Source organism: uncultured Stenotrophomonas sp., assembly GCF_913778665.1.
Lineage (GTDB): Bacteria > Pseudomonadota > Gammaproteobacteria > Xanthomonadales > Xanthomonadaceae > Stenotrophomonas.
In genome coordinates this window covers 697,070-711,139 of sequence record NZ_CAJYVQ010000008.1, presented here as the reverse complement: position 1 = coordinate 711,139, position 14,070 = coordinate 697,070, and the positions used below count along the sequence as shown (strand labels likewise).

The window sequence follows — 14,070 nt, the reverse complement described above, 5'->3', positions numbered from 1 at the left end:
CAGGCAAGCCCCGTGAACAGGAAAGCCACGCTCAGCGCGAACGCGAGCGCGGCAGGTCGGTCACCGTCGGCGGAACCGCCGGTGCCGGTGCGGGCGAGGGCGGCGTCTTGTCGCGGCTGCGTTCGATCACTTCCACTTTCGGCTCCTTCCAGGGGCCGGTCACCTTGTAGGTACGGGCGCCGATCTCGCCGAGCGGCTTGGACAGTACCGCATTGGTGGCCGCGCCGAGCGCAGCCCCGACCGGGCCACCCGCCACCGCGCCGACCACGGTCAGCAGGTTGCCGGCGCGCGGGTTGACGTCGATGGTCTGGTCGAACTGCTGGTTGCGCAGGTCGGCCTGGCCACGGATGGTGATGTTCGCCGCCGGGCCTTCGATCAGCACCTTGTCGGTGCGCGCCATGCCCTGGCCGAACTGCACGCTGCCGTCGACCTGGTTGAACGCGAAGCCCTTGGAGAAGAAGTCGCGGAAATCGAACATCAGGCGCCGCGGCAGCTGGGTGACGCTGAGCAGGCCGAGCACGCGACCGGCACCGGGCTCCAGCTCCAGCAGCTGGCCGTTGCGTGCGTTCAGGTCAAGGCGCCCCTGCAGGTTGGCCAGCTGGAAGTCCGAAGGACCGCCACTCCACGAGGCCCGCAGCTGTGCCTGGCCGGAACCGCCGCGCAGCTGGCCGCCATAGTCGAGGTTCTGCATCAGGCCGCCAAGGTCTTCGCTGCGCACCTGTGCGGTCAGTTCGGTGCGGGCACCGCCGGTACGGCCCAGCCAGCGGCCGGTGATGTCGATCTCCTGGTCCGGCGCACGGAAACGCAGCTCGTCCACGTTCAGCCCATTGGCGAGCGGACGCGTACGCAGCACGGCCTGGCCGAGCACGACCTTGCCGAACTGCAGGTCAGCAATGTCCAGCGCGAACGGCGGCAGCTTGGCCGGGTCCATGTCATTGGCACCGGCCTGCACCCGCGCAGGAGCGGCCGCGCCCGGTGCCGGCGGCAGCGATTGCCAGTGCACGCGATCGAGGCGGCCACTGATGGTGCCGCCCTCGGCATTGGGAACGGTCAGGTTGCCGGCCAGCGAAGGTCCGTCCAGCCGCACATCCAGTGCCTGCGGGCCCGGCTGCAGCTGCAGGCGGGTCTGTTCGAAGACGCCACCGATCAGCATCAGCTTGCCAACCTGCACGTCCGCCACGCGCAGCGGCATGCCGTCATCGTCATTGCCACCACGGGCCAGGCCGATCCACTCCAGCGCGTCCAGGGTCGGGCTATGGCCGTTGACGGACAGCCCGCTCGGCGGCGGATCGCGATCGACATGGTCGCTGCCCAGGGTGACCTGCACACCGGTCTGGTTGTTGTGGCTACGCGCGGCCAGGGCCAGGCGCTGGCCAAAGGCTACGTCGATGCGGCCCGCGCCCATCGGCAGCTGCGCGGCCACCGTGGTCGCCAGCGGCTCACCCGCAGGCTTGTCCAGCGGCGCTGGCAGGTCCAGGCGGGTACCGACCAGGTCCGAACTCAACCGCAGTTCGCTTGGCGGTGCCGGGGCCCCCGGCGCCACCTTCGGCAGGTTGACCGCGATGGTCCAGGCCGAGGTGCCGTTGATGTAGGGCTTGAGCCAGGCCATCTCCGGCGCGCGGTCGATCAGCACGCCGGCGTCGAGGTGGGCGGTCAGCTGCGATTCGAAGGCGCGCGAGCTGTCGTGCACGTAGCCACCGGCACGCAGGCTCAGGCGGCCGTCCTGGCCGAGGTGGCGCACCGCCAGGTCTTCGGCGCCGAAACCGCCGTTGCTGTAGCGCGCCTGCCCGTGCATGTTGTCGAAGGTCAGCTGGAAACGCTTGTCGACCAGCTTGGCGCCGTTGAGGTCGACCGTTCCCTGCAGATGGCCTTCGCCTTCGTCCTGGTGCAGCGGTTGCAGCAGATCGAAGGTTACATGCGCCGGGCCGCTGGCCGCCAGGTTGTCCAGGGTATCGCCGTAGTCCTTGTGCAGCGGGCTCTGCCGCAGCATTGCCAGCAGCTTGCCGGCGTCGCTCGGCGCGTTGGCGCGCACGTACAGCGGCTGGTGGCCGAAGTCCGGAATGCCGGCCTCGAACGTTTCCACCGCCACGCCGGCCAGGTCACCGCGCCCGCGCATGTCGAAGCCCGGCCCGATGAAGGCGATATCGGCGTCGACCTGGCGCATCAGCGGCCAATCGTGCTGGAAGCGGATCTCGCCGTCGCTGATGTGGCCCGTGGCCTCGAAACGACCGTCATTGTTGTCGAACGGCCAGTCGTCCAGGTCACCGCTGACCAGGCCGACGCCACCACGCACCTGGCCACCGGCCAGTGCCATGTCCAGCCAGTCGGTAGCGCCCTTGCTCATCTTGGAGTGGATCCAGAAGCGCTTGGCCGCGGTCATCGGCACATCGTCCAGCTTGGCCGCCAGCTGCAGCCACGGCCGCGTGCCGTCGCCCTGGAACCAGACGCCGCCGCGCACATCGGCCGCATAGTCGGTGCCTTCCACCCGCATCGCCGCCGTGCCAATGCGCCAGCCACCGCCTTCATCACGCCAGCCCACCACCTGGCCGGCCAAGTGCAGATCGTGGCGCACGCCGAAGCCGGTCGGCCAGTCGAACTGCAACTGGCGCTGAGGCTGCAGCTGCAGGCTGAAGCCATCGGCATCGCCCTCGAAGCGTCCACCCAGGCCACGCAGGCCCGGGGAATTGCCGACGCTGGAGAAACCCAGCGACTTCAGCTCGCCCTGTGCCCACAACGGGCCATCGCGTTCACCGGCCAGCTGCAGCTCAGCCACCTCCAGCTGCGGCTTGGACAGGAACAGCCAATGGCGCAGGCCCGGCTCCAGCCGATCACTCAGCGCCAGCGCCCGCAGCGCGGTACCCGCCTGCACATCGCCGGCACTGACCCGCAGCTGCTTGCCGACCTGCAGCTGCAGGCCATCGAGCTTTTGTTCGTCCTGGTCCGTCTTCAAGCGCAGCTGCGGCACCTGCAGCAGCCAGCCGTCTCCCTGGCGCTGCCAGCGCAGGCGCGCCTGCAACCGCTGCAACTGCAGCTGCGGCGCAGCCAGCCCGGGCATCGGCGCGCCATCGATGCGCACGTCACGCAGGTCCGAATCGGTGGTCAGCGCCACCGGCGCGAAGTCACGCAGGGTCAGCCACAGGTTCAGCTCGCCCTTGCCCTCGCGCAGGCGCACGCCGCCGGCCGCAAGCAGCGGCGACCAGGCATGGAAGTCAACCGGATCACCGCCCAGCCAGGCCTGGCCATTGCCGCGCGCGCGGTCCACGTCCAGCACCGCGGTCAACGGCAGCGCCTCGGTCTGCACCCAGGCGCGCGCGCCCACCCGCAGGCGGTCGCCATCGACGCGCAGGCGCAGGTCGATACGCGGCAGCGTGGTGTCGATGCCCAGGCCCGGCGCATGCACGCCCAGGCGACCACCGATCACCTGCAATTCGCCCAGCCGGCGCAACGCGTCCAGCGGGTCGCCACCGGTGTTGGACTGCGGCAGGCCACGCACCGACCAGCGGCCGTCCTCGCCCTGCTGCAGGTCCAGCGCCAGGCCACGCAGGCGCAGCTCGGTCAGCGAGCGGCCAGGCAGCAGGCCGCTGTACATCGACACCAGCACTTCGGCCTCGCCGATCGCCAGGCCCTGCCCTGCACCGATGCGCAGGCCCTTCAACTGCAGCAGCGGACCGCGACGGGTCCAGGCGGTCTGCAGCTGGTCGAAGCGCACCGGCTGGCCGGCACGTTCGCTCAGCCAGGCGGCAATTTTCTCGGGATGGCGCTCGGCCAGCGGCAGCAGCTGGCTGAGCGTTCCCACCAGCAGTGCAAGCCCGACCAGGCCGACCGCACAGGCAGCAATGAAATGACGGCGGATCCTTCGCAGTCGCAGGCGCGGCGGCGCGCTCATCGGCCACCGCCGGCCTGCAGCCGGCGAGGATCAGAGCAGAACGACATCGAATTGCTCCTGCAGGTACTGCTCATCCGCCTGGAAGCGGATGCTCTTGCCGAGGAATTCCTCCAGCTCGGCCACCGCCGAGGATTCCTCGTCGGTGATGCGCGCGACCACCTTGGTCGATGCGATCACCAGCAGGCGCGCCGCATCGAACTGGCGCACCGCGCGGGTGATCTCGCGGAAGATCTCGTAGGTCACCGTTTCGGTGGTCTTGATCGAGCCACGGCCGCTGCACTGCGGGCAGGTTTCCGACAGCTGCCGTTCCAGGCTTTCCACCGTGCGCTTGCGGGTCATTTCGACCAGGCCGAGCGGCGAGAAGTCGTAGACGGTGGTCTTGGCATGGTCGCGGGCCAGCGCCTTTTCCAGCGTGCGCAGCACCTGGCGGCGATGCTCGGCATCGTCCATGTCGATGAAGTCGATGATGATGATGCCGCCCAGGTTGCGCAGCCGCAGCTGCCGCGCCACCGCCTGCGCCGCTTCCAGGTTGGTGCGGAACACCGTTTCTTCGAGGTTGCGCTGGCCGAGGAACGAACCGGTGTTCACATCGATGGTGGTCATCGCCTCGGTCTGGTCGATCACCAGGTAGCCACCGGATTTCAGCGGCACCTGCTTGTCCAGCGCGCGGCCGATCTCGTCCTCCACCCCGAACATGTCGAAGATCGGGCGATCACCGCTGTACAGCTCGATCTTCTCGGCCAGCACCGGCATGTACTTGGCAACGAACGCCTGCAGCTGTGCGAAGGTTTCCTTGGAATCGACCTTCACCTTGTCCACATCCTTGCGGATCAGGTCGCGCACCGAACGCAGCGGCAGGCTCAGGTCTTCATAGATGATGCTGCACGAGGGGGCTTCGCGGCCGCGGCGCTCGACCACGTTCCACACACGCGACAGGTAGGCGACGTCCTCGGCGATGGCCTCGGCCGGCTGTCCCTCGGCATTGGTGCGTACGATGTAGCCGTAGCCGCCATGCTGCGCCGACAGCTCGGTCACCAGTGCCTTCAACCGTGCCCGCTCGCCTTCGTCCTCGATGCGCGCCGATACACCCACCACTTTCGACTGCGGCAGCAGCACCATGTAGCGCGAGGGAATGCTGATCTGCGTGGTCAGGCGTGCACCCTTGGTGCCGATCGGGTCCTTCACCACCTGCACCACGATGTCCTGTCCGTCACGCAGCAGCTCGACGATCGGCACGCTCGATGGCGGCGGCAGCGTGGTGTTCTCGGTATCGGCGCTGGCCACCGGCGCCGGGCGCACCACGTCGTTGGCGTGCAGGAACGCGGCGCGCTCCAAACCCACTTCGACGAACGCGGCCTGCATGCCGGGCATGACCCGCTGCACCTTGCCCTTGTAGATGTTGCCGACCACACCGCGGCGCCAGCCGCGCTCGATGTGCAGTTCCTGCAGCATGCCGTTTTCGATCACCGCGACCCGGGTCTCGCGCGGGGTCACATTGACCAGGATTTCCTCAGACATCGGCAGCCTCCCTGGCGGCATCGGCAATGGTGGCCGGCACGCCGCAGCGCGCCAGCAGACGATCGGTATGAAGCAGTGGCAACCCCATCACGCCGGAGTAGCTGCCGGAAAGATGTTCGATCCAGCGCTCGGCCCCACCCTGGATGGCATAGGCGCCGGCCTTGTCCAGCGGCTCGCCGCTGGCCACGTAGGCGGCGATGTCGGCGGCATCGATCGGCGCGAAGGTCACTTCGGAAATGACCAGTTCGCTGTCCAGCCCGTCGGCGCCGACCACCACCACCGCGGTCATCACCTGGTGGGTGCGCCCGGCCAGGCGCGCCAGCATCGCGCGCGCATCGGCAGCGTCGGCCGGCTTGCCGAACACCTCACCGTCCAGCACAACCTCGGTGTCCGAACCCAGGACCCGCGCCTGCGGGTCCTCGGCGCGCACCCGGGCCAGCCCGGCGCGTGCCTTGTCGGCGGCAACCCGGCACACATACTGTTCGGCGCTTTCGGTCGCCGCGCGCTGCTCGACGACCTCCAGGTCCAGGGCCTGGAAGGGGCGTCCGAGTCGGGCCAGCAACTGGTTGCGTCGGGGGGAGCGGGAAGCAAGATAGAGCATCGGCACAGCATAACCTGAGGCCGCCACCTGAATCGTCGGCAACCCGTTACGGAACGCCTCCAACCCCGATCAGGCTCACAGCGCGTTCATCGCTACGACACCACCCTCACCCGCACAACAAGGAGATCCCATGCGCCTGACCGCCACCCCGCTGCTGCTCGCCCTGTCCCTCGCCCTTGGAACCTCGATGACCGCCCATGCCGCCCCGTCGTCGCCGTCGATCGCCGCCGCGGCCGAAGGCACCCTGCTGAACATCTCGTCCAATGCCGAAGCCACCCGCGTGCCGGACGTGGCCAGCCTGTCGGCGGGCGTGGTCACCCAGGCCGCAGATGGCAACAGCGCCATGCGCCAGAACGCCCAGCAGATGGACAAGGTGCTGGCCGCGATCAAGGCCGCCGGCATCGCCGAGCGCGACGTGCAGACCAGTGGCGTCAGCCTCAACCCGCAGTACCGCTACGCCGACAACGAAGCGCCGAAGATCACCGGCTACCAGGCCAGCAACACGGTCAGCCTGAAGGTGCGTGACATCGCCAAGCTCGGCAAGGTGCTCGACGCGCTGGCCGCGCAGGGCGCCAACCAGATCAACGGCCCCAGCTTCGAGATCGACCAGCCCGAACCGGTGTATGACGAAGCCCGCCTGGCCGCGCTGAAGAAGGCCCAGGCCCGTGCGCAGACCTATGCCAAGTCGCTGGGCCTGCAGGTGCGCCGCATCGTCAGCATCTCCGAGAATGCCGGCGGCGGGTACCGCCCGATGCCGATGATGCGTGCGATGGCCGCCGGTGCGGCGATGGACAAGGCCACGCCGGTCGCGCCGGGTGAGTCCACCGTGTCGGTCAACCTGGACGTGGTGTTCGAACTGGGTCGCTGATCGCATCCTGTTGCGTAGGTAGAGGCGGGTCCCGCAGGGGGCCCGCCTTTTTTTCATGCCTGCCGCCGGCGCTGGCTGAAGGCCAGCCCAACGATTCCAACCCTGCCTCTAGGCAGTGGCCGTTCCGCCGCGCTACTGATGCACTGCCAGCCGCGTGCGGCAACCCCGCCACGGGCCCTGGTGCGTTGAGGACTTCGTCACTGGCATGGAGGTGGACCATGGTTCGTACGTATCCCGTTGCATCCCCGCACTTCGACCCCGCCCGCGTTGCCGCCTGGAGCGCGGCCATCGCCCTGCATCTGCTCGCGTTCCTGTTGCTGCTGATCCCGGCCACCTATCAGGCCATCACCACCCTGCCGCGCGACAACACCACGGTGCGGCTGATCCCCAAGGAACGGCCCACGCCGCTGCCGCCGCCCAGGCTGCACAGCGAACCCCAGCACGTGGACGTGGTGCCAAAGCAGCAGAGCGTGCCGAAGCAGGCAACACCGCTGCCGACGCCGACCGCTACGCTGGAGGAGGCGCAGGGCATCATCACGCCCGCCGCCGAATCGGCACCGCTACCGTCGGTCCCGAGCATCGATAGCTCGACACCGCTGGCCGGTACCCAGCTGCAGTACCGCAGCGCCCCGCCGCCGTCCTATCCGGTACCGGCACTGCGCAACCATGAGCAGGGCACCGTGCTGCTGCGGGTGGAGGTCGACAGCAGCGGCCAACCGGTCTCGGTCAGCATCGAGCGCAGCAGTGGTTCTCGCAGCCTGGACCAGGCCGCGCGCCAGCAGGTGCTGAAGCGCTGGCGCTTTGAACCTGCCCAGCGCGACGGCGTGGCGGTGCCGGCGATCGGCTTGGTGCCGGTGCAGTTCTCGCTGCCGGACTGACGGCTCAGGGCCGGCCCGGCCCCCCCCCCGGGCCGGCCCACACCACCGAAACGCCAAACTCGGCAAAGTTTCAATTCAAGCGTTACGAATTAAGCAAAATTTCACTACTTCGTCACCCGTCGGAAACCTAGATTGGCCCGTCCCGGACCTTCCGGAGACAGCCCTCAACGCTACGGTTTTCCAGTTAGGAGAGAAGCTGTGAAACACCTGATCCAACGGCCCGCCAGCCGCCGCCGCACCACCCTGGCATCGTCCATCACCCATATCCTTACCGGCGGCACCCTGCTGCTGGTTGGCGCCGTGGCTTCCACCTCCGCCTTCGCGCAGGAAAAGGCCACCAACCTGGACCGCATCACGGTCACCGGTTCGAACATTCCGCGCACCAACACCGAAACACCGTCGCCGGTGCAGGTGGTGACCCGCCAGGAAATCGACCGCACCGGCAAGACCACGGTTGCCGAATACCTGCAGACCCTGACCGCCGACGGCTCCGGCTCCATTCCGAAGACCTTCGGCAACGGCTTCGCCGGCGGTGGCGCCGGTATTTCGCTGCGCGGCCTGGGCGCCGGCTCGACCCTGGTCCTGTTGAACGGCCGTCGCATGGCCACCTACGGCCTGGCCGACGACGGCCAGAAGGTCTTCACCGACCTGAGCACCATCCCGCTCGACGCGGTGGAACGCGTGGAAGTGCTGAAGGATGGCGCCTCGGCGATCTATGGCTCCGATGCCATCGCCGGCGTGGTCAACATCATCCTGCGCAGTGACTTCCAGGGCGCGATCCTGCGCGCTTCCTACGGCACCTCCGGCGACGGCGACGGCAACGCCAAGAAGGCCACCCTGACCGCCGGCACCGGCGATCTGGCCACTGACGGCTGGAATGCGTTCTTCAGCCTGGACGTCGGCAAGACCGACGCGATCAAGATCAGCGATCGCAAGAACCGCAAGTGGATCGGCACCGGCGACATCCGTCCGTGGGGTTACGGCAACAACGCCCAGTTCCTCGGCGGTGCCTACCTCAACGGCCGCACCAGCGGTGGCGTGGGTCCGAACGGCTCGGTATTTGACGACCGTGATGTCACCGCGACCAATCCGGCCAAACTGGTACCGCTGCCCGGCTGCCAGGGCCTGACCACCATTCCGGGCCAGACCGATGCCTCGGTGGCCGCGCAGGGCTGCCTGTGGGATCCGAACCAGCTGTACCGCGATCTGACCCCGGAAGAGAAGTACGTCAACGTGTTCGGCCGCGCCAGCTTCGCCTTTGGCGAAGGCGGCGAGATCTACACCGAGATCGGCTACTCGAAGAAGGAAACGATCTTCAGCAACACGCCGTCCGGCGTGTCCGGCAGCTGGGGCTATCCGCTCGGCCCGCGCAACGCCAGCAGTGGCCCGGGCGCCGTGGTGCTGTCGCCGACCCATCCAGACAACCCGATTCCGGGCCAGGCCTCGCGCCTGCGCTACTCGGCCTGGGATGTCGGCCCGCGCGTGACCGACAATACCAACGAGTTCAACCGCTTCCTGGTCGGCGTCAAGGGCAACTGGGGTGACTGGAGCTACGACACCGCCTACCTGCACTCCGGTACCGATCTGGTCAACAAGCGCACCGGCTTCCTGCGCTACAGCGCCGTGCAGTGCGCGCTGGGCAACCCGAACTGTGCCGGCGGCGTATGGCGTATTGGCGACAATGCCAACCTCAACTCGCAGGCGCTGTACGACTACATCTCGCCGACCATCAGTGCACGCGCCAAGTCCAGCCTGGACATGTTCGACTTCACCGTGTCGCGCAGCCTGATGGACCTGAAGGGCGGTCCGCTGGGCCTGGCGATCGGTACCGAATGGCGCAAGACCAGCAATAGCCTGACCCCGCAGACCTACACCGACCAGGGTGACATCATCGGCCTGGGCTATTCGGCCTACGACGGTACGCAGAATGTCTACGCCGGCTACGTCGAGCTGTCGGCACCGGTGCTGGAGCAGCTGGAACTGTCCGGCGCGCTGCGTTACGACAAGTACGAAAGCGGCGAAGGCAAGGCAACGCCGAAGCTGGGCATCAAGTGGACCCCGGCAGACTGGATTGCCCTGCGTGCCAGCTACGCCGAAGGCTTCCGCGCCCCCAACCCGGCCGAGAACGGCGACGGCGGCCTGGCCGCCTTCTCCAACGCCCGCGATCCGGTGCGTTGCGCCGCCAGCCCGCCGGCCGATGTCGGCACCAACTGCAGCTCGCGTCCGGTCGCGATCATCACGCGCCCGAACAAGGACCTCAAGCCGGAAGAGTCCAAGAGCTACTCGGTGGGCATCGTGCTGCAGCCGACCTCCACCACCTCGATGACCGTCGATGCCTGGCAGATCAAGCGCACCAACGAAATCGCCCAAGGCTCCACGGCCGATGCCATCGCCGCCGGCAATGTGCTGCGTGACATCGACCTGATCAACGGCATCGCTGGCACTGGCAGCATCCTGGCGGTCAACACCGCGTACATCAATGCGGCATCCACGCGCGTGCGCGGTATCGACACCGATATCCGCCAGACCTTCGAGATCGGCCCGGGCCAGCTGGAAATGGATCTGCAGTGGAGCCATGTGCTGAAGTACGAGCGCACCGACTCTGATGAGACCTTCGACTATGCGGGTACGCACGGCAACTGCGACGTGACCAACTGCATCGGCACGCCGAAGGATCGCATCAACTTCGGCACCACCTGGCGCCAGGGTCCGTGGAGCGTGAGCGGCGTCGCCAACTACATCTCCAAGATGGAAAACAAGGATTTCCGTGGTCCGGAGGGCTCGTACCAGTTCTCGTACGCCGACGGCACCGACGTCACCAAGATCTCCTCGTTCACCACCTTCGACCTGTCCGGCCGCTGGAACATCACCGAAGCGTTCGAACTGAATGCCTCGGTGCAGAACGTGTTCGATCGCATTGCTCCCCTCGATCCGACCACCTACGGTGGCGTGAACTACAACCCGCTGCACTTCAGCGGTGCCATCGGCCGTTACTTCACCGTCGGCGCCAAGTACACCTTCAAGTAATACCGTTCAGCGCACCACCTTCGAAGGCCCGGGCATCTGCCCGGGCCTTCGTCGTTGCGGCGCCTTGCGTGCTTGTTCACGGGCACACCGCTACCGTGGGAGTGCGGCACCACCGCCGCGGGGGACATCATGGCCGCGACCTCACAACGCCTCGGGCTGCCCGCGTTGACCGCACTGGTGGTCGGCTCGATGGTCGGCGCCGGCATCTTTTCACTCCCGCAGAACGTAGCGCGCAGCGCCGGACCGGCAGCGGCGTTGCTGGGCTGGGCGGTCAGTGGCGCGGGCATGCTGATGCTCGCCTTTGTGTTCCAGGCGTTGGCCAATCGCCGCCCGGATCTGGATACCGGCATCTACGCGTATGCGCGCGAGGGCTTCGGCAACTACATCGGTTTCTCCGCGGCGTGGGGCTACTGGGTTGCCTCTGTGCTGGGCAACGCCAGTTTCTTCGTACTGATCTTCAGTGGCCTTGGCCACTTCATGCCGATCTTCGGGGAAGGCAACACGCCAGCAGCGGTGGCCGCCTCATCGCTGCTGTTATGGACCGTGCACTTGCTGGTGCTGCGTGGCCTGCGCACCGCCGCCATCGTCAACGGACTGGTGACGGTGGCCAAGCTGCTGCCTATCACGTTGTTCCTGATTCTGGCCGCCGGTGCGTTCCGCATGGATGTGTTCCGCGCCGACTTCTTCGGCACACCCGCACTGGGTGATCTCGGCCAGCAGCTGCGGGGCATGATGCTGGTCACCGTATGGGTGTTCATCGGCATCGAAGGCGCCAGCATCTACTCCCGGCGCGCGGCCCGGCGCGCCGACGTCGGCCGCGCCACGGTGATCGGTTTCCTTGGCGTCTGGTTGCTGCTGGTGCTGGTCAGCGTGCTGTCGATGGGCGTGCTGTCGCAGGCCGAGCTGGCCGGGCTGCCCAATCCGTCGATGGCTTACGTGCTGCGCGCGATCGTCGGCGAATGGGGCGCGACAGTGATCATCGTCGGATCGATCATCTCCGTGCTGGGCGCACTTCTGGCCTGGGTGCTGCTGTGTGCCGAGGTGCTGTATGCCGCGGCCGGCGACGGCACCATGCCCGCATTCCTCGGTCGCGAAAACGCACGCGGCGTGCCGGCCCATGCGCTGTGGTTGAGCAACGGGCTGATCCAGTTGTTCCTGCTGCTGGTGCTGGTCAACTCCGGCAGCTATACCGGGCTGGTGCTGCTGGCCGCGTCGATGAGCCTGGTGCCGTATTTCCTGTCGACAGCGTTCGGCGTGCAGCTGGCCTGGCGTGGCCAGGCCTATGCGGGTGAACCGGGTATGCGCTGGCGCGATTTCGTCGTTGCCCTGCTCGCCAGTGCCTATGCATTGTGGCTGGTGTATGCCGGCGGCCTCGACAACCTGCTGCTGTCGGTGCTGCTGTATGTGCCCGGTGTGGTGCTGTTCGCGTTCACCCGGCACCAGCGTGGCGAAAAGGTATTCACACGCTGGGAGTGGGTGCTGTTCGGTGCCATTCTGGTGGTTGCCATCGCTACGCTGGTGGCGTTCTCCAGAGGCGAGCTGGCACTGTAGAGCCGGGCCCACGCTCGGCTTGACGCAGGCAGCCAAGCATGGCCGGGCTCTACAGCTGGCGTTCCGGCAGCATGCCGATATCCTGCATCCAGCGTTCGGCCAGGCGTGGCCATGCCGCCACCGGGGCGTCCTTCACGCGCAGCCCGAACGCGTGGCCGCCACGTGCAAACAGGTGCATTTCCGCCGGCGCGCCGGCATCGATCAGAGCGCGGTAGTAGGCCAGCGATTCGCGCACGTCATCGGTGCGATCATCGGTGGCCTGTGCGATGAACGTTGGCGGCACCGTGTCAGCCACGACGATGTCCTTGACCAGCGACAATCCCTTTCCGTGCCCGGCCCACAGGTGCCCGGAGTACATCACCATTGCGAAATCCGGGCGGCTGGACTGTGAGTCGGCCGCGTCGACCGCCGTGTAGCTGCGACGCGCGTGCGTGCTCAGGCCGGCGACCACATGACCGCCCGCCGAAAAGCCGATCACACCGATCCGCTTCGGGTCGATGTTCCAGCGCTGTGCCTGCGCGCGCAGCAGGCCCATGGCGCGCTGCGCATCCTGCAGCGCCATCGGTACCGACGGAATGTCGCGGCAATTGCAGTCCTGGTTCCAGTTCGGACCGGATGCCGGCACGCGGTACTTCAGCAGTGCGCAGGTGATGCCCCGCGCGGTCAGCCAGTCGCAGATCTCGCTGCCTTCCAGGTCCATCGCCAGCACGTTGTAGCCACCACCAGGCACCACCATCACCGCGGTTCCATTGGCGGTGCCCTGCGCGGGAAACAGCGTGAGGGTGGGAACGGCCACGTTCTGCAGCATCAGCCAGTGCTCGCCGCTGGCCTTGGAGATCGTCTCGCTGACCTGCTCAGGCCCCTTCAGCCTCGGCGGTGTCATCGCCTTGCCCTGCGGCCACAACGGCAGCTCGGTGGCGCCCTGCGGCGGATGCCAGGTCGGAGGTGCTGCGTTCGCTCCAACGAACGGCAACATCGCAAGCAGCAGGGAACCCAGGGACAGGAGTGGACGCACGATCAACATCCGTAGTCGATGACCCTGGATTGTGGAGTCGAGCCCATGTTCGGCGGCAGCCTCGAAACCGAGCATGGGCTCGGCTCTGCAACACGGCAAAAAAAAAGACCTGCATCTTGCGATGCAGGCCTCTTCAAGGTGGCGCCCGAAGTTGGACTCGAACCAACGACCCCCTGATTAACAGTCAAGTGCTCTAACCGGCTGAGCTATTCGGGCAGACGACTAGTATAACCACTCTTCACGCGCGATGGTAGGGGTGATTGGCAATCATTGCGGCCGCCCGATACAACTGCTCGGCCACCACCAATCGCACCAGCATGTGCGGCAGCGTCAATGGTCCGATCGACCACTTCTCATCGGCCAGCGCGGAGACGTCCGGCGAATGCCCTTCCGGGCCGCCGATCAGGAAGGCAAGGTCCCTGCCCTGCCCGCGCCAATGCTCCAGGCGCTGCGCCAGCTGTTCAGAACTGAGCTGGCGGCCGGGCACGTCCAGCGCGACCACATAGGCATTCTTCGGCAGTGCGGCGATCACCCGCTTGCCCTCGTCTTCGGTGGCGCGGCGCGGATCGCGGCCCTTGCCACGCAGGCCGGGCTCGATTTCCACCAGTTCGAACGGTAACCAGTGCGACAGCCGCTTCTGGTATTCGGCGAAGCCCTGCGCCACCCAGCTGGGGGCACGTTCACCGGTGGCGATCAGGCGGGCTTTCATGAGCGCTTCTCCAAAAC

General features: G+C 67.1%; 9 protein-coding genes and 1 tRNA gene. 4 read left to right on the top strand and 6 right to left on the bottom strand.

The genetic code is table 11. The annotated features are described in order from the left end of the window. Positions 1–31: 31 nt before the first annotated feature. From QZ853_RS11850 to QZ853_RS11840, 3 genes are read right to left on the bottom strand one after another with little or no spacing between them, the layout of a single operon-like run. A complete protein-coding gene (locus QZ853_RS11850; RefSeq protein WP_295573332.1) occupies positions 32–3,886 on the bottom strand; it encodes a YhdP family protein in 3,855 nt (1,284 codons plus the stop codon). 30 nt (positions 3,887–3,916) lie between these two features. Then, positions 3,917–5,404 (bottom strand): ribonuclease G, encoded by a 1,488-nt coding sequence (gene rng / locus QZ853_RS11845; protein WP_295573330.1) that lies wholly within the window; start codon positions 5,402–5,404, stop codon positions 3,917–3,919. Next, a complete protein-coding gene (locus QZ853_RS11840; protein ID WP_295573328.1) occupies positions 5,397–6,005 on the bottom strand; it encodes a Maf family nucleotide pyrophosphatase in 609 nt (202 codons plus the stop codon). The genes rng and QZ853_RS11840 overlap by 8 nt, the downstream gene beginning before the upstream one ends. A 130-nt stretch (positions 6,006–6,135) precedes the next feature. Between QZ853_RS11840 and QZ853_RS11835 the strand changes: the two genes are divergently transcribed. The 4 genes from QZ853_RS11835 to QZ853_RS11820 all read left to right on the top strand — a co-directional run bounded on the left by QZ853_RS11835 (position 6,136) and on the right by QZ853_RS11820 (position 12,329). Continuing rightward, a complete protein-coding gene (locus QZ853_RS11835; protein WP_295573326.1) occupies positions 6,136–6,873 on the top strand; it encodes an SIMPL domain-containing protein in 738 nt (245 codons plus the stop codon). A 218-nt stretch (positions 6,874–7,091) separates the two neighbouring features. Beyond that, positions 7,092–7,751 carry an energy transducer TonB gene (locus QZ853_RS11830; RefSeq protein ID WP_295573324.1) on the top strand — a complete coding sequence of 220 codons (660 nt, stop codon included), beginning with the start codon at positions 7,092–7,094 and terminating at the stop codon, positions 7,749–7,751. 198 nt (positions 7,752–7,949) lie between these two features. After that, positions 7,950–10,778: a TonB-dependent receptor gene (locus QZ853_RS11825; RefSeq protein ID WP_295573322.1), complete on the top strand. Its 2,829-nt coding sequence runs from the start codon at positions 7,950–7,952 to the stop codon at positions 10,776–10,778. Positions 10,779–10,907: 129 nt separating this feature from the next. Then, the gene (locus QZ853_RS11820) at positions 10,908–12,329 is read left to right on the top strand and encodes a basic amino acid/polyamine antiporter (protein ID WP_295573320.1); all 1,422 of its coding nucleotides are present in this window, start codon (positions 10,908–10,910) and stop codon (positions 12,327–12,329) included. Positions 12,330–12,378: 49 nt separating this feature from the next. Here QZ853_RS11820 and QZ853_RS11815 read toward each other — a convergent pair whose 3' ends face one another. The 3 genes from QZ853_RS11815 to rlmH all read right to left on the bottom strand — a co-directional run bounded on the left by QZ853_RS11815 (position 12,379) and on the right by rlmH (position 14,053). Next, the gene (locus QZ853_RS11815; protein WP_295573318.1) at positions 12,379–13,353 is read right to left on the bottom strand and encodes an alpha/beta hydrolase; all 975 of its coding nucleotides are present in this window, start codon (positions 13,351–13,353) and stop codon (positions 12,379–12,381) included. 130 nt (positions 13,354–13,483) lie between these two features. Continuing rightward, positions 13,484–13,560 (bottom strand) — tRNA-Asn (locus QZ853_RS11810). Positions 13,561–13,582: 22 nt separating this feature from the next. After that, complete coding sequence (rlmH, locus tag QZ853_RS11805) at positions 13,583–14,053, bottom strand: 23S rRNA (pseudouridine(1915)-N(3))-methyltransferase RlmH (protein ID WP_294989324.1); 471 nt, start codon at positions 14,051–14,053, stop codon at positions 13,583–13,585. Between the last annotated feature and the right edge of the window lie 17 nt (positions 14,054–14,070).